This is a genomic window from Nocardioides eburneus (assembly GCF_040838215.1).
Lineage (GTDB): Bacteria > Actinomycetota > Actinomycetes > Propionibacteriales > Nocardioidaceae > Nocardioides > Nocardioides eburneus.
On record NZ_JBFPJR010000019.1, the window covers coordinates 25,085 to 42,490 of the forward strand.

The window sequence follows — 17,406 nt, forward strand, 5'->3', positions numbered from 1 at the left end:
CACGCGGCGTTTGACAGGATCAGACGCATGCCAGGAACCAACCTCACGCGCGAGGAAGCGCAGACCCGCGCCGCTCTCCTCGACGTCACGTCGTACGACATCGCGCTCGACCTCACCACGGGCCCCGAGACGTTCGCGTCGACCACCACGATCGCCTTCACCTGCTCCCAACCGGGCGCCGCCACGTTCGCCGACCTGGTGGACGCGACGGTCCACGAGATCACGCTCAACGGTGTGTCGCTCGACCCCGCGACGTCGTACGCCGACAGCCGGATCGCGCTGCCGGACCTGGCCGCCGACAACGTGCTGGTGGTGAAGGCCGACTGCACCTACTCCCACACCGGTGAGGGGCTGCACCGGTTCGTGGACCCGGCCGACGACCGGGTCTACACCTACACGCAGTTCGAGGTCCCGGACGCGCGGCGGGTGTTCACCACCTTCGAGCAGCCGGACCTGAAGTCGGCGTTCACCTTCCACGTCACCGCACCGGAGGGCTGGACAGTCGTCTCCAACTCCCCCTCCCCCGAGCCGGTGTCGCGGGGCGACGGCAAGGCGCGCTGGGACTTCGAGCCCACCAAGCGGATGTCGACCTACATCACCGCGCTGATCGCAGGTGAATACCACGAGGTCCAGGACGTCTACGAGGGCAAGCACGGCCAGATCCCGCTCGGCCACTACTGCCGCCAGTCCCTCGTGCCCTACCTCGACCGCGAGGAGATCGTGAAGCTCACCAAGCAGGGCTTCGCGTTCTTCGAGGACGCCTTCGACTACCCCTACCCGTTCGGCAAGTACGACCAGCTCTACGTGCCGGAGTACAACATGGGTGCGATGGAGAACGCCGGCGCCGTGACGCTGCGCGACGAGTATCTCCCCCGCAGCCGCCAGCCGCGCTCGTTCTACGACTTCCGCTGCTCGGTCATCCTCCACGAGATGGCCCACATGTGGTTCGGCGACCTCGTCACGATGAAGTGGTGGGACGACCTCTGGCTCAACGAGTCGTTCGCCGAGTGGGCCTGCTACCACGCCCAGGTGCAGGCCACCGAGTTCACCGACGCGTGGACCGGCTTCGCCAACGCGCGCAAGCTGACCGGCTACCGCCAGGACCAGCTGCCGACGACCCACCCGATCGCCGCGGACAACTACGACCTGCAGGCGGTCGAGGTGAACTTCGACATGATCACCTATGCCAAGGGCGCGTCGGTGCTCAAGCAGCTCGTCGCCTGGGTCGGCCTCGAGCCGTTCCTCACGGGCCTGCGCGCCTACTTCAAGGAGTTCGAGTACGCCAACTCCGAGTTCGCCGACCTGCTCCGCCACCTCGAGGCCGCCTCGGGACGCGAGCTGCAGGGCTGGGCGCAGGAATGGCTGCAGACCGCGGGTGTCAACACGCTCGCACCCGAGTTCACGCTCGCCGACGACGGCTCCTACAGCGCGTTCGCGGTGCGCCAGAGCGCGCACGCCGACCACCCGACCCTGCGCCGCCACCGGATCGGCATCGGCGTCTATGACAAGGACGCCGAGGGCCGGCTGGTCCGCCGCGACTCCTTCGAGATCGACGTGCAGGGCGAGCTGACCGAGGTGCCGCAGCTGGCCGGTGTGAAGCAGCCCGACCTGCTGCTCCTCAACGAGGGCGACCTGGCCTACGCCAAGATCCGCCTCGATGAGCGCTCCCTCGCGACCGCGCTCTCGAGCCTGTCGGAGTTGGACGACTCGCTCGCGCGTGCCCTCATCTGGGGCGCCACGTGGGACATGACCCGCGATGCCGAGATGAGCGCGACCGACTTCGTCAGCCTCGTGCTCGCCAACATCGGTGCGGAGACGGACAGCTGGGGCGTCACTCGCATCCCGACGTTCGCCGCCCAGGCGGTCAACCGGTTCTCCGCGCCGGACAAGCGCGCTGCACTCAAGGACCGCTGGGAGTCCGGCCTCAAGGCGCTCCTCGACCAGGCCGCGCCCGGCAGCGACCACCAGCTCACCTTCGCCCGCCAGTACGCCGCGGCTGCCCACTCGGAGCAGGCGCTGGCCGACCTGAAGGGACTGCTCGACGGCTCGCTCGGCTACGACGGCCTCGAGGTCGATCAGGACCTGCGCTGGGTGTTCCTCACCGGGCTCGCCGCGGCGGGTGCCGCCGGCGAGGCCGAGATCGCCGCCGAGCTCGAGCGCGACAACACCATCTCGGGCCAGGAGCACGCCGCCGCCGCCCGTGCGGCGCAGCCCACCGCGGAGGCGAAGGCGCAGGCGTGGGAGTCGGTCGTCGTGCGCACCGACGTCGCCAACGAGACCGCCCGCTCGATCGTGCTGTCGTTCCAGCGGTCGGGTCAGGAGACGGTGCTGGCGCCGTACGTCGAGAAGTACTTCGCCGCCGCCGACACGCTCTGGGACCACCTCGGCACGCATCGCGCGTCGACCGTCCTGGAGTACATCTTCCCGATGCCGCTCGCCTCGGAGGAGCTTCTGGCGAGGGCTGAGGCCTGGCTCGAGTCCTCACCGGCCGAGCCGGCCGCCAAGCGCTACGTCCGTGAGGGCCGCGACGAGGTCGCCCGCGCCCTGGCCGCGCAGCGCAAGGACGCCGAGTAGCGTCGCATCCGACACGCAGAGAGCCCCCGCGAGGTGATCCTCGCGGGGGCTCGCTCCGTCAGGGGCGTCAGTGACGCGGGGCGGGCGGCTGCTCGCCGGTCGGCGCCTTCGGCAGCAGGCCCTCGCCGCGCAGGACGCCGGGCAGCAGCACCAGCAGGGAGATCACGAGGGCGATCCCGACCGGGATGAACAGGATGAACGCGAGCAGGTGCACGGCGTTCATGTGGTATTCCGGCGCCCAGCCGTCCGGGACGGCGGCACCGGCAGGACCGGCGAGAACGGCGGACGACGCGACGGCGACGGTGGTGCCGGCGGCCACGGCGGCGGCCCGGCGGATCATCGAGGGCTTGCTCACGGAGGCCAGACTACCGGCCACCACCCGGTCGCAATACTGGGGCCCATGATTGCGCTCGACATCTCCGAGAGGCTCGCCGACTTCGCCGACGTCGCCGTGAAACGGGTGGTGGCGATCGTCGCGCTCGTGGTCATCGCGTTCGTCGTCCGCTGGGTGCTCCACCGGCTCGTGGACAGGATCGTGAGCAGGGCCGAGGGCGGGGTGCTCCCCGAGCGCCTCGCCGACCGCTGGGCCGACCGGCTCAGCACCTCCGCGCGCCGCGTCCAGCGCACCAAGACGATGGGCGGCCTGCTGAAGAGCCTGGTGACCGGCATCATCGTCGCGGTCTTCGGGACGATGATCCTCGGCGAGCTCGGCATCAACATCGCTCCGATCATCGCCAGCGCCGGCATCATCGGGCTGGCGCTCGGCTTCGGCGCTCAGTCGTTGGTGAAGGACTATCTCTCCGGCATCTTCATGATCTTCGAGGACCAGTACGGCGTCGGTGACGTCGTCGACGTCGGTGCCGCGAGCGGCACCGTCGAGGCGGTGAGTCTGCGCGTCACCCGGCTGCGCGCGCTCGACGGCACGGTCTGGTACGTCCCCAACGGCGAGATCCTCAGGGTCGGCAACATGAGCCAGAACTGGTCGCGCGCCGTGATCGACATCGGCGTCGCGTACGGCGAGGACATCGCTCGCGTCACCCGGGTCCTCAAGGAGGTCGCCCACGACCTCTGGCAGGACGACGAGTTCAAGAACGTCGTCATCGAGGAGCCCGAGGTCACCGGCGTGGAGGCGCTCAACCCCGACTCGATCACGCTGCGCGTCTTGGTGAAGACCCAGCCGCTCGAGCAGTGGGGCGTCGCCCGAGCGCTGCGCCAGCGGATCAAGTCGCGGTTCGACCACGAGGGCATCGAGATCCCCTTCACCCAGCGGGTCGTCTGGCACCGCGACGAGAAGGTCCGCGACCTCGCCGAGCACCGCACCATCGGACGCCCCGACACCGGTCGCACCACCACCGAAACGACCACCGACAGGACCACGACGGACACCGACGTCGGCTGACCCCTCCTCAGCCGACGTGGTCCATCGTCCCGAGACGCCCGAGGGGCCCGCAGCGATGCTGCGGGCCCCTCGGCGTACGCGCGTGGATCAGGCGAGCGCGGCGTCCAGGGTGATCGTCGTGCCGGCGAGCGCCTGGCTCACCGGGCAGCCGGCCTTGGCGGCCTCGGCGAGCTCGACGAACTTGTCGTTGTCGATGCCGGGAACGACGCCGCGGACGCTGAGCTTGATGCCGGTGATGCCCGTGCCGGGCGTGAACTCCACCTCCGCGCTCGTGGTCAGGCTGGTCGCGGGCGTCTCGTTCTGAGCGAGGCCGTTGGAGAACGCCATCGAGAAGCACGCGGAGTGCGCGGCGGCGATCAGCTCCTCGGGACTGGTCTTGCCGTTCGGCTCCTCGGCCCGCGAGGGCCAGGAGACGTCGTAGGTCCCGAGGCCGGACGACTCCAGCGTCACCTTGCCGGCGCCCTCGAAGAGGGTGCCCTCCCAAACGGTGCTGGCGGTACGAGTGGTGGCCATGCGCATCTCCCTTGAGGCGAGGAAAGTCCTGTCCTCCCGATCTTCGCACTCCCCCGCCGGCGCGCAACCGGGCGCTCGGCACAATGGACCCGTGAGCTTCTATGAGGAGATCGGCGGCGCGGACACGATCCGGACGATCGTGCACACGTTCTACGAAGGCGTGGCCACCGACCCGCTGCTGCGGCCGATGTATCCCGAGGAGGACCTCGGCCCGGCCGAGGAGCGGTTCTTCCTGTTCCTGTGTCAGTACTGGGGCGGGCCGACGACCTACTCCGAGCGGCGCGGCCACCCGCGGCTGCGGATGCGGCACGCGCCCTTCGCCGTCACCCCCGAGGCGCGCGACGCCTGGCTCACCCACTTCCGGACCGGGCTCGACGCCGCCAAGCTGACGCCCGAGCAGGACGCGCAGTTCTGGGCGTACGTCACCCACGCCGCGAACTTCATGATCAACACGCCCGGCTGACCGTCCAGAGCTCTTCGGAAGATCACGGCGATCTGGTGTAACGCCCGGCGCCGGCCGTGACAGGGAGAGGATGCACTGTCCCTGACGTGGAGGAGATCCACCATGCGAAGCATCAAGGTCGCGCTCGCGACGGCTGTCGTCGTCGGCGCCACCATCTCGGGTGCCTACGCCGCCGGCGTGGTCAACAAGAACGGCCACGAGGTCGACGCGCACGCGTCGCACGGCCAGTCCGTCGCCGCGGCCGCCCGTGCGAAGCACCTCGACGCCGAGGCCGACGCCTCGACCACGGACCCGGCGACCAGCCCCGCCGAGGCGAGCGGGACCGACGAGGCCAGCGAAGCCCCGGAGGCCAGCGAGGCCACCGAGCCGACCACCCCCGCGGAGCCGTCCGCGCCGGCCACACCGGCGGACGAGGGCAAGCACCTCGGCCAGGTCACCCCGCACACGCCCCTGGGGCACGCCTGGGGCAAGAGCCACGGCAAGGGCCAGCCGGTGAAGCCCGCCAAGCCGACCAAGGACGAGAAGGCGGCGGCGCGCGATGCGAAGAAGGCGGCCCACAAGGCCGAGCAGGCCGCGAAGCACCCGGCCAAGCCGAGCAAGCCGGCCAAGCCGAGCACCACGGACTGACCCCCGCCGGAGAGCACGCACCGGATGAGCACCGACCCGCTGGAGCGGCTCCGCGTCGACGTACCGACGCTGGAGCCGGATCCGGTGCTGCTCTCCCGCCTGGCGGCGGCCAGTGCGGCGGCATCCGCGTCGACCCGACCGGTCCACGGGCCGGGTACGACGCTCCCCCGGATGCTGCTGGCTGCCGCCAGTGTGGCCGCGGTCGCGGTGACGGCCTGGGGTGTCTCACACCTGCCTGGCGGAGGATCCCCACCCACGCCGGTCCAGAGCCCCGGACGGGCCCCTCACTCCCCGTCCTCGTCACCCGATCGTGACGGAGGCACCGTCCCTGGTGCCTCCACCGGTCCGGACGATGACGTCCCCACGTCACCGGCGTCCGGCCCCCTGCCCGGGATCGACCCCGGCACCGCCGGAGGCTCCGACCCGGGCGGCTCCGGTGCCGCCCCGCCGAGCACCGGAGCCCCCGGACCGACCGTGTCCACCGGCCCGGGTGGCGACACTTCGGGCACGGGACACGGCCGGTCCGGGTCCGACCAAGGCCGACACCTCGGCCAGCAGAAGAACGCCGGCAAGGGGCATCCGACCAAGCCCACGAAGCCGACGAAGACGCACACGAGCACGCAGTCGAACACCGCAGGCGCTCACACGCCGCGCGCGGTCACCGGCCCGGAGAAGAGCCCGAAGACCACCCCGTGAGTCGCGACGACGACGTCATCGCCGCGGCCAAGGACGGCGACCCCGACGCCTGGCGGGAGCTCTACCGAGCTCACGCCGGGCGTCTGCTGGTGTGGCTCGAGCATCGCTCCCCCGCGGACGCCATGACGCAGGCGGAGGATCTCGCCGCGGACGCCTGGCTCACGGCTGCGGGCAAGCTGGCGGACTTCCACGGGAGCTCGGACGAGTTCGCGGGATGGCTCTTCGGGATCGCCCGCAAGCTGGCCGCCAACGCCCGGCGGAGCAGCGGCCGGCGGCGTACGTCCCCGTCGGAGACGATCGCGTACGACGCCGACGTGCCCGTCGCCGGGCCGGAGGTCCGCGTCGCCGGCGACGACTGGGTGCGGTCCGCCCTGCATCCGCTCTCACCCAGGGAGCGGGATGTCGTCGTCTGCACCGAGGTGGTGGGGCTCGACGTCGCGACCGCCGCCGAGGCGCTCGGCATGTCGCACGTCGCCGTCCGCGTCGCCCGGCATCGCGCCCTCAAGCGGCTGCGGGGATCGCCGGGCCTGGTCTAGCCGCCGTCAGACGAGGGAGGCGTAGAGCTCCCGCAGCTGTGGGCTGGGCTCGGTCGAGCGACCGGTCGTGGTGTCGAAGAAGACGAGGACGAATCGGCCACGTGCCAGCAGCCGGTCGGGCGCGCCGGGGTCGCGGATCTCGCCCTCGAGGATCACCGAGCGACGACCGACGTGGCTCACCCAGGTCCACAGGTCGTAGGGCTCCGAGCGGAAGAGCATCGGGCGCTTGTACTCGATGTCCTGCTGGGCGACGACCACCGACTGGCGCTCGACCCCCGGCGCCTGCTCGAGCAGGCGCGTCATGACCGCGACGCGACCCTCCTGGAAGTACTCGAAATACTTCACGTTGTTGACGTGCCCGTAGATGTCGACATCGGAGAATCGGACCCGGACCGGGTAGTGACCCAGCTCGTGGTGCACGGGCTCGCCGTACGGCGTCGGCTCGACCTCGACAGGCTCGAGATAGGCCTCGAGCCCGGCCCGCTCCTCCGGCGTGAAGCGACGCGGACGCTCCTCCGCGAAGACGTACGGCGTCAGGACGGTGCTCGCCCGCAGGTAGACGGTCCGCTCCCCGTCGCGCTCGCGGTAGACCTCGTAGGCGAGGGTCGCAGTCGCGGCGCGGACCTCGGTCACCCAGCACTCGATGAACACCGGACGGGTGTCGAAGAGCAGCGGCTCGACGTACGTGAGCTGGTTGCTGACCACGAGGAGCGCCTCGGCGAGCGCGCCCGTCGCCGGCCCGCGCGCGTGGACCCGCAGCATGTCGACGCGCGCCTCCTGGAGGTAGTCGGCGTAGACGACGTTGTTGACGTGACCGAGCAGGTCGAGGTCGGCCCACCGCATCGGGCACTCGTAGACGTGACGCACGCGCCGATCCTCCCAGACGGGGACCGGGGGCACGACAGGAGTGTCCAGACGCTCGCCTCAGGGCGCACGACAGGCGAGTATGGTGACGGACATCGTCGTTCCCTACTCGTCAGTAACTGGAGTGTTCCATGCCTGAGGCAGTCATCGTCTCCGCCGCGCGTACGCCGATCGGCCGCGCCAACAAGGGATCTCTCAAGGACTTCCGCCCCGACGACCTCGCCGCCTTCATCACGAAGACCGCGGTCGAGAAGGTCCCTGGTCTCGAGCCGTCGATGATCGACGACCTGATCCTCGGCTGCGGTCTGCCGGGTGGGGAGGCGGGCAACAACATGGGCCGCGTGGTGTCGGTCCTCAACGGCTGGGACACGGTCCCGGGCGCCACCATCACGCGCTATTGCTCCTCCTCGGTGCAGACCACGCGGATGGCGTTCCACGCGATCAAGGCCGGCGAGGGCGACGTCTTCGTCTCGGCCGGCGTCGAGACGGTGTCCCGCTTCGCCAAGGGCACCTCCGACCACATCCCCGACACGGTCAACCACCTCTTCGATGACGCCCAGTCGCGGACCGCGAAGACCGCCGAGACCAACGAGCCGTGGCACGACCCACGCGAGGACGGCCTGCTGCCCGACGTCTACATCGCCATGGGTCAGACCGCCGAGAACGTCGCCCACCTGCGTGGCGTGTCGCGCCAGGAGATGGACGAGTTCGCCGTCCGCAGCCAGAACCTCGCCGAGAAGGCCATCAACGACGGCTTCTGGGCCCGCGAGATCACCCCGGTCGCGCTCGCTGACGGCACCGTGGTGTCGGCCGACGACGGTCCCCGGGCCGGCGTGACGTACGACGCCATCTCCCAGCTCAAGCCCGTCTTCCGCGAGAACGGCACCGTCACCGCCGGCAACTGCTGCCCGCTCAACGACGGCGCCGCGGCGGTCGTGATCATGTCCGACACCAAGGCCGCCGAGCTCGGCGCGAAGCCGCTCGCCCGGATCGTCGCCACCGGCGTCTCCGGTCTCTCCCCGGAGATCATGGGTCTGGGCCCCGTGGAGGCGACGAAGAAGGCGCTGGCCAGCGCCGGCATGTCGATCGGGGACATCGACCTCGTCGAGATCAACGAGGCGTTCGCCGCGCAGGTCATCCCGTCCTATCAGGAGCTCGGCATCGACCTGGACCGGCTCAACGTCAACGGCGGCGCCATCGCCGTCGGCCACCCCTTCGGCATGACCGGCGCCCGCCTGCAGAACACCATGCTCAACAGCCTCGAGTGGCACGATGCGACCACCGGCCTCATCACCATGTGCGTCGGCGGCGGCCAGGGCATGGCGCTCATCCTCGAGCGCCTCTGACCCTGCGCCACGCGGCGTCCGGGCCCGAAGCCTGACCGCCGACCGCGACCCTCGCGGCCCCCGCCTCCCGGAGGCGGGGGCCGCTTCCGGCTCTGCGCGTCCTATCCTGTTCCGCGTGGCGGACGGGACGAGATGGCTGGATGCGGGCGAACAACGGTCGTGGCGCGCCCTGGTCATGGGCATGACCTTGCTCAACGACCGACTCGACTCCGACCTGCGCGCCGAGTTCGACATCTCGCTGGCGGAGTACGAGATCCTCGTCCGGCTCTCGGAGAACAACGGCGCGATGCGCATGGCCCAGCTCGCCGACGCCATGGCCCACTCGCGGTCCCGCGTCACCCACACCATCACCCGGATGGAGAAGGCCGGACTCGTCGAGCGTCGCACCTCGATCGAGGACGGTCGCGGCGTCGTCGCGACCCTCACCGACGCGGGCATGGACCTGCTCGTGCGCGCCGCGCCGAGTCACGTCTCCGCCGTACGCCGGCATCTCGTCGACCTCGCCAGCACTGAGGACTTCGCCGCCCTCGGGCGCGTCATGGACGCCGTCTCCGACCACCTGGTCGGAGACCGGCCGTCCATCGAGATGCGCGACGCCTGATTCCCCGGCGCGTTTCGCCACGGGCCGTCGATCGCCCGGCGGCAACGTGTCACGGTGACCGTTGAGGTCACCGGTGATAGCCCGGAAATGTCACCGACCGTCCGAGGTGTCACGGTGACACGTCGGACGGTCGGGTCGGCGCGCTCAGCCGGGCAGACGCGGGCCGTCCTCAGTCGCGGGTGAGGCGGCGGTGGGTGACGCGGTGGGGGCGCGCGGCCTCGACACCGAGGCGCTCGATCTTGTTCTCCTCGTAGGAGGCGAAGTTGCCCTCGAACCAGAACCAGTTGCCGGGCTCCTCGTCGGTGCCCTCCCACGCGAGGATGTGGGTCGCGATCCGGTCGAGGAACCACCGGTCGTGGGACGTGACCACGGCGCAGCCCGGGAAGTCGAGGAGCGCGTCCTCGAGGCTGGACAGGGTCTCGACGTCGAGGTCGTTGGTCGGCTCGTCGAGGAGCAGCAGGTTGCCGCCCATCTTCAGCGTGAGCGCGAGGTTGAGCCGGTTGCGCTCACCGCCGGAGAGCACGCCGGCCTTCTTCTGCTGGTCCGGGCCCTTGAACCCGAAGCTTGCGACGTAGGCACGGCTGTTCATCTCGAAGTTGGCGACCTTGATGAAGTCGAGCCCGTCAGAGACGACCTCCCAGACGTTCTTGTTCGGGTCGATGCCGCCGCGGCTCTGGTCGACGTAGGAGATCTTCACCGTCTGACCCACCGTGAGCGAGCCCGCGTCGGGCTCCTCGTTGCCGGTGATCATCCGGAAGAGCGTCGTCTTGCCGACGCCGTTGGGGCCGACGACACCGACGATGCCCGCGCGCGGCAGGGTGAATGAGATGTCGTCCCACAACGTGCGGTCCTCGAAGCCCTTGGTGAGCTTCTTGGCCTCGAGGACGACGTCGCCCAGGCGCGGGCCGGCCGGGATGTTGATCTCGGCGGTGTCGATCTTGCGGCTGCGCTCGGCCTCGGCCGCCAGCTCTTCGTAGCGCGCGAGGCGGGACTTGCTCTTCGTCTGTCGGGCCTTGGCGTTGGAGCGGACCCACTCAAGCTCCTTCTCCAGCATCTTGGCCCGCTTGGCGTCCTTCTGCCCCTCGATCTTGAGGCGCTCCTTCTTCGTCTCCAGGTAGGTGGAGTAGTTGCCTTCGTAGGGGTGGGTCTTGCCCCGGTCCAGCTCCAGGATCCACTCGGCGACGTTGTCGAGGAAGTAGCGGTCGTGGGTGATCGCCAGGACGGCGCCCGGGTAGGACTTCAGATGGCCCTCCAGCCACTGGACCGACTCGGCGTCGAGGTGGTTGGTCGGCTCGTCGAGGAGCAGCAGGTCGGGCTGCTGGAGCAGCAGCTTGCAGAGCGCGACGCGGCGACGCTCACCACCGGAGAGGTTGTCGACGATCGCGTCCGGCGGCGGGCAGCGCAGCGCGTCCATCGCCTGGTCGAGACGGGAGTCGAGGTCCCAGGCGTTGGCATGGTCGAGGTCGGTCTGCAGGTCGCCCATCTCGGCGAGCAGGGTGTCGAAGTCGGCGTCGGGGTCGGCCATCTGCTCGGAGATCTCGTTGTAGCGGTCGAGCTTCGAGCTGATCGCCTCCACAGCCTCCTTGATGTTCTCCAGGACGGTCTTGCCCTCCGTCAGCGGCGGCTCCTGCTGGAGCATCCCGACCGTGGCCTCGGGGTCGAGGATGGCGTCACCGTTGTTGGCGTGGTCGAGACCCGCCATGATCCGCAGCAGCGACGACTTGCCCGTGCCGTTGGGGCCGACGACGCCGATCTTGGCGCCGTGGAGGAACGACAGGGTGACGTTGTCGAGAACGACCTTGTCACCGTGGGCCTTGCGCACGTTGCGCAGCGTGAAGATGTAGTCCGCCATGGCACCCAAGCCTAGGGTGCGGGCCCGCCCGGGGCACATCCGACCGGCGTCGTACGACGGCAGGCCGGCGCCCCGGGTCGGCCCGGCGCTCATGCGGCGGACGCGGGGGCGCCCTCCTCGGCCTCGGAGCGCTCCGGAGCGGGGCCGACGGGCGCCTCGAAGCCGGGCGGCTCGTCGAGCGGCAGGCCGCCCCAGTCGGCCTGGGCCTGCGCCAGCGCGGCCTCCCGGTCGTCTCCGGCCTCGACGGCGTCGCGCGCCGCCTCGCGACCGAACCCACGGCCCGGCAGCTCGACCGCCCCGCGCCGGTCGTTCTTGATCAGATGCGTGAGGCCGCGGTTGAGGTCGTGGCCGACGACGCTGGCCTCGACCTCGAACGTGTTGACCTCGAGCCCGTCCTTGTTGGTGTAGGACCGCGCGCTCAGCCGACCGTGGACGACGACCGCGTCGCCCTTGCGGAGCGAACGGGCGACGTTCTCGCCGAGCACGCGCCAGGCGTTCACGGTGAACCACTGCGTGGGGGCGTCCGCCCACGCGCCGGTCGTGCGGTTGAGCCGGCGCGGCGTGCACGCGACCCGGAAGTTGGCGACCGGATGGCCGCCGGCGATGCGCAGGACCGGCTCGGCGCCGACGAAGCCCTGCAGCGTGATCATGGACTCGGTCATGAGGATCTCCTCGTGGGTGTTCTCGCCCGCGGTCGCGGGCACACCACGAGACTCCGCGCCGGCACCGACGAACCCGGCTGCCTCATCCCTCGCCTGTGGAACACGGACGCATGAGCCGTGCCTGTGGACACCAGGTGGCCCGACTCCCAGGGATGGAGCCGCTCGGGCGGACCACTGACTCCGGAGAACGACGTCAGCCCGCGACGACCTGCTCGACCCCGGTCGGCCCGGGCACGACCGGCAACCCGGCCGCCTTCCAGCCGAGCACGCCGTCCTCGAGGTCAGAGGCCGGCACGCCGAGCGAGACGAGCGACGCCGTCGCGAGGGACGAGGCATACCCCTCGCGGCAGGCGACCACCCACTCCTGCCCCTCCTGGGCTTGCGGCAGACGCGCGTCGGAGGACGGGTGGAGCCGCCACTCGAGGTGGTTGCGCTCGACGATCACCGAGCCCGCGATCTCGCCGTCGGCGCGGCGCTGCCACTCCGGCCGGATGTCGACGATCAACGCACCGCGGGCGACCGCCTCCGCCGCGGCGCGGGCGCTCAGCCGGGTGATGCCCGAGCGCGCAGCCTGGAGCAGGTCGTCCACGTCGGCGTACGTCATGGGCTACTTCAGCGCCTTGGCAAGGCCCTGCTTGAGCGTGTTGTGCGCAGCGAGCTCCTGCTCGATCGGCGCGACGACGAGCTCGCGCGAGACGGCGCCGACGGCCTCCCGGAGCCGGTGGTCGGCCGAGGCCGCCCGGGCGCGCGCCGTCCCTGCGACGAGCACCCGGCAGACGAGGGCCAGAAGGATGCCGAGCACGACGGCTCCGAGGAGGAGCGCGAGCGGCAGCGCGATGCCGGCGACCTTCGGGGTCGAGTCGTCACCGAGCGTCCCCGACACGGCGAGCAGCACCGTCCAGACGAGACCGACGGCGGCCGCGCCGATGAGCACCCACTGCAGGACGCGGACCAGCGAGACCCAGGCCGGGAGCCGCTTCACCCCGAGGTCGACCTCTCCCACCGCGGCGTCGAGACGGTCGGAGAGATCGTCCATCCTCGACACCGACGCGCGCCGGATGGCGTCGCGCCACGGCTCGCCGAGACCGTCGCCGGCCTCCTCGGCGAGCGTGCGGACCTCGGTGTCGACCCGGGCGCGCTCGACCGCGGTCGGCGCCGGCAGGGACGTCCTCGCCCGGCCGGCCAGCTCCTTGCCCTCGGCGCCGAGGTCGAGGTGGAGCCGCTTGAGCGGGTCGGGACGGAGCCCAAGGACCCAGGAGACCAGCGGCCAGCCGGTGGCGCGGGCGGCCCGGGTGCGGGTCGAGCGCTCGACCGCGTCGACGACCGTCGGCACACCCGCCGCCTCGGCGAACGCGTCGTCGAGCGCCTCCACGCGGGCCTTGGACAGCGACCTGGGCTTGCCCTCCCCCGACGCCTCGCCGAGCTGCGTCGCCGCCGCCCGGATGTCGGCCTCGAGCCGGGACTTGTTGGCCTTCTTCTGGGAGACCCGCTTGGCGATCTCCTGCTTGAGTTCCGGGATCCCCCAGCCCAGTTTGGCGGAGACCGGGATGACCGGGACCTTCTGCAGACCGTCGTTGTCGAGCAGACGGCGTACGTCGGCGAGCATCGACTCGCGTCGGTCCTCCGGGACGCGGTCGATGTGGTTGAGGACGACGACCATGATCTCGTCGTGGGTCCGCAACGGCTCGAGGTAGCGGTCGTGGATGGCCGCGTCGGCGTACTTCTGCGGGTCGAGGACCCAGATCAGCATGTCGGCCAGGCTGACGAGCCGGTCCACCTCGAGGTGGTGGGAGACCTCGGTCGAGTCGTGGTCGGGCAGGTCCAGGAGGACCACGCCCTCCAGCTCCTGGCCCTCCCGGCGGGTGTCGAGCATGGAGTCGCGCGTCGTCTGGTGGCGGTCGGGGATGCCGAGCCACGCCAGCAGCTCCTGGGCGCCGTCGGCGCCCCAGACGCAGGCGGTCGCCCATGACGTCGTGGGACGGCGCACGCCGACCGCCGAGAGCTCCAGCCCGGTCAGCGCGTTGAACGTGGAGGACTTCCCCGAGCCCGTGGCGCCCGCGATCCCGACGACCGTGTGCTCCGACGACAGCTTGAGGCGCCCGGCCGCTCGCTCGACGGTCCCCCGGGCGCGCTCGACGACCTCGTCGTCGAGGCGGCCGGTCGCGGCGTCCGTCGCCGCGGAGAGCCCGTCAAGACGGTCACCGATGTCGGCGCCCCTGGTGACCAGGCTCTTCGCTCCCTCGAGCAACCCGCTCATGCTCTCCCTCTGCGTCGGTCCCGTGATCGGGGTCGGTCCGGTGTGATGTGTGTGGCCAAGACTAGGGTGTCTCGTCCTCGGGCCCGAGAGTCACGCTGCGCTGGACGCCGAAGCGGGCGTCGTCGACGCGGCGCGCGGCCTGGCGCAGCCGGTCGGGTGCGCCGACGTCGATGTCGAGCGCGTCGATCAGCGACGTATAACGCGACCGCTCGTCCTCGATCAGCGCCGTGACACGCGCCTCGAGCGCCTGGCGCGCCCGCGCGGCGAGCGACCGGACGGCCTGGTCGCCGAAGACCGCCTCGAGGAGCTTCTGCCCCAGCGCGGCCGTGCCGCCGGCGATGCCGACCTCGGCGCCGGTGAGCCCGGCGGTGTTGGCGAAGACGACCACCATGAGCGCGACACCGAGCCCGTTCACGCCATACGCCAGGAACTTCGCGGTCGTCCGCTTCTCCTGGCCCTCCTGGCGCACCATGTCGAGCACGTCCTGCTGCCAGTCGCGGACAGAGCGCTCGGCCCTCGGCCGCAGCGCCCGGGAGGCGCGTCCGAGGTCGGCGGGCCCCTCCGCGAGCAGCCCGCGGCCGGCCTCCGTCATCTGCCAGGCCGCCTCGGCACGCTCGGCGGCGGCCTCCGCCTGCTCGAGGATGAGGAGCTCCAGACCGCCCTGGACGGCCGTGGTGACGCGGTCGGCCTGCTGCGGCTTGCCCTTGATGGCGCCGACGACCCGGTCGCGCAGCTTGCCGACGCGGTTCTCCAGCGACTTCAGCAACTCGCCCGTGCCGACGAACTCCTGCCAGCGGGCCAGCACCTCGCCGCGCAGCAGCGTGCCGTCCTCGGTGGCCTTCATGATGCCCTGAAGCGCCTCGTCGTAGGCCAGGTCGGCGTCGGACCGCAGGCGTACGGCGGCCTCGGCCTGCGCCGTGGCACCGTCGGCCACCGCGTGGACGTCGAACGTCAGCGCGCGTACGGCGCCGTCGAGCGTCTGTGTCACGACCGCGTGACGGGCCGACGCGTCGTCGGCGAGCATGTCGAGCCAGCTGCGCACCTCGGCCACGTTGTCCGCGGGGAGCAGGCCGTCGTCGCTCACCGTGCCCTCGTGGACGATGAAGAGCGGGCTGTCCTTGAGGCCGCGCGAGGCCAGCATCCGCGCCAGGTGGGTCGCCACGGTCTGCACCGCGTCGGCGGGCGTCCGGTCGAGGACGACCGCCACCGCCGTCGAGCGCTCGGCGGCGAGCCGGAGGAACTCCCACGGCACCTGGTCGGCGTAGCGCGCGGCCGAGGTGACGAAGATCCACAGGTCGGCGGCGGCCAGCAGCTCCGCGGCGAGCAGACGGTTCTGCTCCTCGACCGAGTCGACGTCGGGCGCGTCGAGGATCGCGAGGCCGGGCTTGATCAGGTCGGAGGCGACCAGCTGGAGGGCGCCGGGGTCGTTGGTGGCGTGCTCGACCCGCTCCAGCTCGGGCAGCAGCCGATCCTGGCCGAACCAGGTCCCGTCGTCAGGGTGGTGGACGAGCACGGGCGACCGCGTCGTCGGCCGCAGGATGCCGGGTGCGGTCACGCGCGTGCCGACCAGCGAGTTGACCAGCGTCGACTTCCCGGCGCCCGTCGAGCCGCCGACGACCGCCAGCAGGGGCGCGTCGATCGTCATCATCCGCGGGATGACGTAGTCCTCGAGCTGGTCGATCATCCCGCCGCGGGCACGCCGCAGCTGCGTCGTATCGGCCAGGTCGAGCGGCAGGGTCACGTCCTGGAGCGCCCGATGGAGGCGCACGAGCGCCGTGACCATGCGGTTGCTGTCGCCCTCGGCCTGAGGGTCGGGGGATGTCATCTGGTCGTTACCACCTGTCCGGGGAAGGCGATTCTCGGACGCACGGCTCCGATTCTCGCGACGTACTCCTTGCCACGCGAGGCGAAGTCGGGCGGGGCCGTGCCGCGAAGGTATCGGGAATGGAGGAAGCCGAGCTCGATCGCCGCCTGCTGGTACTCCTTCATCGCGGCCTCACCGGCCGGGCCGCCGTACTGCCGGGCGAACTGCCTGGCCATCCGGCGCGCAGCGAGGTCGACCACCCACGGCACGTCGAGGTAGGGGATCAGGCCGCGGTCGGCGGCGTCCCCCAGCGAGGCGGCGAGCATGGTGCGCTCGGAGCGGCGCGCCCAGATCGCCAGGACCACCAGTCCGGCGAACGCGGGCAGCATCACGACGACGTAGGTGAGCAGGAACCCGCCCACCCCGAAGACCGTCGAGCCGTTCCAGCACATGTGGAGCAGGCCGGCACACAGATAGCCGACGAGCGGCGCCAGCACGCGTACGACGCCGGAGCGGCTGCCGACGGCGATGCCGACGCCGATCCCGGTGAACGCCGTGAAGAACGGGTGCGCGAACGGGCTGAAGAGACACCGCATGATGAAGGTCCCGGTGAGCACCGCCGTGCTGTCGAGGGCGCTGCCGTCGGGCGTGATCGCGTCGGTGCCGTTGTAGGCCGCAGCGAGGTAGAAGATGTTCTCGGTGAAGGCGAAGCCGATCCCGACCATGCCGGCGTAGACGATCCCGTCGAGCACGCCGTCAAGCTCGTGGCGGCGCCAGAGCAGCAGCATCACCAGGAAGACGCCCTTGCAGGCCTCCTCGGTGAACGGGGCCAGGACGGCGAGCTGGGCGCGGTCGCTCCACCCGGTCACCCAGCCGCCGACGCCCTCGACCAGGACGGCGACGGCGCACGCGACACAGGCACCCCAGGCCAGTCCCAGCCCGAGCAGGACCCTCGGCTCGGGCTCGTAGCGGTCCAGCCAGAGGTAGCAGAGCACGAGCGGCACGACCGGGATCGAGGCCAGCAGGATGCCCAGCACCGGCGCGACCGGCGAGCTGGGGGCGCCGTCGGCGCTCGCCGTACCGGAGAGGACGACGAGGGCCAGGACGGGCACGGCCGCGAGACCGACCAGCACGCTCACCACGATGGTGAACGTGCGCCCGTCTCGTCGAGCATCCCGCCGAGCCACCCCCATGGCCGCAGCCTATCGGTCA

Annotated in this window: 17 protein-coding genes; 8 read left to right on the forward strand and 9 right to left on the reverse strand. The window is 71.1% G+C overall.

Annotated elements, in window-relative coordinates:
- The first annotated feature begins 27 nt into the window (after positions 1-27).
- Positions 28-2,574 carry an aminopeptidase N gene (gene pepN, locus AB3X52_RS11935; RefSeq protein WP_367994303.1) on the forward strand — a complete coding sequence of 849 codons (2,547 nt, stop codon included), beginning with the start codon at positions 28-30 and terminating at the stop codon, positions 2,572-2,574.
- Positions 2,575-2,641: 67 nt separating this feature from the next.
- Here pepN and AB3X52_RS11940 read toward each other — a convergent pair whose 3' ends face one another.
- On the reverse strand, positions 2,642-2,929 hold the full coding sequence (locus tag AB3X52_RS11940) for a hypothetical protein (RefSeq protein ID WP_367994304.1): 288 nt from the start codon (positions 2,927-2,929) through the stop codon (positions 2,642-2,644).
- 45 nt (positions 2,930-2,974) lie between these two features.
- Here AB3X52_RS11940 and AB3X52_RS11945 point away from each other — a divergent pair, with 45 nt between their 5' ends.
- Positions 2,975-3,973 (forward strand): mechanosensitive ion channel family protein, encoded by a 999-nt coding sequence (locus AB3X52_RS11945; RefSeq protein ID WP_367994305.1) that lies wholly within the window; start codon positions 2,975-2,977, stop codon positions 3,971-3,973.
- Between the two features lie 87 nt (positions 3,974-4,060).
- Here the strand turns inward: AB3X52_RS11945 and AB3X52_RS11950 are convergent, their stop codons facing one another.
- Positions 4,061-4,486, reverse strand: coding sequence for an OsmC family protein (locus AB3X52_RS11950; RefSeq protein WP_367994306.1), 426 nt, complete (start codon positions 4,484-4,486; stop codon positions 4,061-4,063).
- Positions 4,487-4,577: 91 nt separating this feature from the next.
- On the opposite strand from AB3X52_RS11950, the gene AB3X52_RS11955 reads away from it, so the two are divergent.
- The 4 genes from AB3X52_RS11955 to AB3X52_RS11970 all read left to right on the forward strand — a co-directional run bounded on the left by AB3X52_RS11955 (position 4,578) and on the right by AB3X52_RS11970 (position 6,808).
- Entirely contained in the window at positions 4,578-4,949 is a 372-nt protein-coding gene (locus AB3X52_RS11955; RefSeq protein ID WP_367994307.1) for a globin, read from the forward strand.
- 102 nt (positions 4,950-5,051) lie between these two features.
- Complete coding sequence (locus tag AB3X52_RS11960; RefSeq protein ID WP_367994308.1) at positions 5,052-5,576, forward strand: hypothetical protein; 525 nt, start codon at positions 5,052-5,054, stop codon at positions 5,574-5,576.
- A gap of 24 nt (positions 5,577-5,600) precedes the next feature.
- On the forward strand, positions 5,601-6,272 hold the full coding sequence (locus AB3X52_RS11965) for a hypothetical protein (RefSeq protein ID WP_367994309.1): 672 nt from the start codon (positions 5,601-5,603) through the stop codon (positions 6,270-6,272).
- The gene (locus AB3X52_RS11970) at positions 6,269-6,808 is read left to right on the forward strand and encodes an RNA polymerase sigma factor (RefSeq protein ID WP_367994310.1); all 540 of its coding nucleotides are present in this window, start codon (positions 6,269-6,271) and stop codon (positions 6,806-6,808) included. The genes AB3X52_RS11965 and AB3X52_RS11970 overlap by 4 nt, the downstream gene beginning before the upstream one ends.
- 6 nt (positions 6,809-6,814) lie before the next feature.
- On the opposite strand, the gene AB3X52_RS11975 is transcribed toward AB3X52_RS11970, so the two are convergent.
- Complete coding sequence (locus AB3X52_RS11975) at positions 6,815-7,675, reverse strand: acyl-CoA thioesterase (RefSeq protein ID WP_367994311.1); 861 nt, start codon at positions 7,673-7,675, stop codon at positions 6,815-6,817.
- A gap of 128 nt (positions 7,676-7,803) precedes the next feature.
- Here AB3X52_RS11975 and AB3X52_RS11980 point away from each other — a divergent pair, with 128 nt between their 5' ends.
- Together AB3X52_RS11980 and AB3X52_RS11985 are read left to right on the forward strand one after the other, a co-directional pair.
- Complete coding sequence (locus tag AB3X52_RS11980) at positions 7,804-9,018, forward strand: acetyl-CoA C-acetyltransferase (RefSeq protein WP_367994312.1); 1,215 nt, start codon at positions 7,804-7,806, stop codon at positions 9,016-9,018.
- A gap of 115 nt (positions 9,019-9,133) precedes the next feature.
- Complete coding sequence (locus AB3X52_RS11985; RefSeq protein ID WP_367994313.1) at positions 9,134-9,619, forward strand: MarR family winged helix-turn-helix transcriptional regulator; 486 nt, start codon at positions 9,134-9,136, stop codon at positions 9,617-9,619.
- 169 nt (positions 9,620-9,788) lie between these two features.
- Here the strand turns inward: AB3X52_RS11985 and ettA are convergent, their stop codons facing one another.
- The 6 genes from ettA to AB3X52_RS12015 all read right to left on the reverse strand — a co-directional run bounded on the left by ettA (position 9,789) and on the right by AB3X52_RS12015 (position 17,387).
- On the reverse strand, positions 9,789-11,471 hold the full coding sequence (gene ettA, locus AB3X52_RS11990; protein ID WP_367994314.1) for an energy-dependent translational throttle protein EttA: 1,683 nt from the start codon (positions 11,469-11,471) through the stop codon (positions 9,789-9,791).
- 89 nt (positions 11,472-11,560) lie between these two features.
- Entirely contained in the window at positions 11,561-12,175 is a 615-nt protein-coding gene (locus tag AB3X52_RS11995; protein WP_367994315.1) for a single-stranded DNA-binding protein, read from the reverse strand.
- A gap of 151 nt (positions 12,176-12,326) precedes the next feature.
- On the reverse strand, positions 12,327-12,737 hold the full coding sequence (locus AB3X52_RS12000) for a rhodanese-like domain-containing protein (RefSeq protein WP_367994316.1): 411 nt from the start codon (positions 12,735-12,737) through the stop codon (positions 12,327-12,329).
- Between the two features lie 3 nt (positions 12,738-12,740).
- On the reverse strand, positions 12,741-14,390 hold the full coding sequence (locus AB3X52_RS12005; RefSeq protein ID WP_367994317.1) for a YfjP family GTPase: 1,650 nt from the start codon (positions 14,388-14,390) through the stop codon (positions 12,741-12,743).
- A 61-nt stretch (positions 14,391-14,451) separates the two neighbouring features.
- Positions 14,452-16,215: a dynamin family protein gene (locus AB3X52_RS12010; protein ID WP_367994318.1), complete on the reverse strand. Its 1,764-nt coding sequence runs from the start codon at positions 16,213-16,215 to the stop codon at positions 14,452-14,454.
- Positions 16,212-17,387, reverse strand: coding sequence for a PrsW family intramembrane metalloprotease (locus AB3X52_RS12015; protein WP_367994319.1), 1,176 nt, complete (start codon positions 17,385-17,387; stop codon positions 16,212-16,214). The genes AB3X52_RS12010 and AB3X52_RS12015 overlap by 4 nt, the downstream gene beginning before the upstream one ends.
- Positions 17,388-17,406 lie beyond the last annotated feature (19 nt).

Bases quoted from the DNA above. Each gene is read 5' to 3' on its own strand.
- AB3X52_RS11950 (WP_367994306.1), bottom strand. From the start codon at position 4,486: ATGGCCACCACTCGTACCGCCAGCACCGTTTGGGAGGGCACCCTCTTC.
- pepN (WP_367994303.1), top strand. From the start codon at position 28: ATGCCAGGAACCAACCTCACGCGCGAGGAAGCGCAGACCCGCGCCGCT.
- ettA (WP_367994314.1), bottom strand. From the start codon at position 11,471: ATGGCGGACTACATCTTCACGCTGCGCAACGTGCGCAAGGCCCACGGT.
- AB3X52_RS11980 (WP_367994312.1), top strand. From the start codon at position 7,804: ATGCCTGAGGCAGTCATCGTCTCCGCCGCGCGTACGCCGATCGGCCGC.
- AB3X52_RS11945 (WP_367994305.1), top strand. From the start codon at position 2,975: ATGATTGCGCTCGACATCTCCGAGAGGCTCGCCGACTTCGCCGACGTC.
- AB3X52_RS12000 (WP_367994316.1), bottom strand. From the start codon at position 12,737: ATGACGTACGCCGACGTGGACGACCTGCTCCAGGCTGCGCGCTCGGGC.
- AB3X52_RS12015 (WP_367994319.1), bottom strand. From the start codon at position 17,387: ATGGGGGTGGCTCGGCGGGATGCTCGACGAGACGGGCGCACGTTCACC.
- AB3X52_RS11960 (WP_367994308.1), top strand. From the start codon at position 5,052: ATGCGAAGCATCAAGGTCGCGCTCGCGACGGCTGTCGTCGTCGGCGCC.
- AB3X52_RS12005 (WP_367994317.1), bottom strand. From the start codon at position 14,390: ATGAGCGGGTTGCTCGAGGGAGCGAAGAGCCTGGTCACCAGGGGCGCC.
- AB3X52_RS11965 (WP_367994309.1), top strand. From the start codon at position 5,601: ATGAGCACCGACCCGCTGGAGCGGCTCCGCGTCGACGTACCGACGCTG.
- AB3X52_RS12010 (WP_367994318.1), bottom strand. From the start codon at position 16,215: ATGACATCCCCCGACCCTCAGGCCGAGGGCGACAGCAACCGCATGGTC.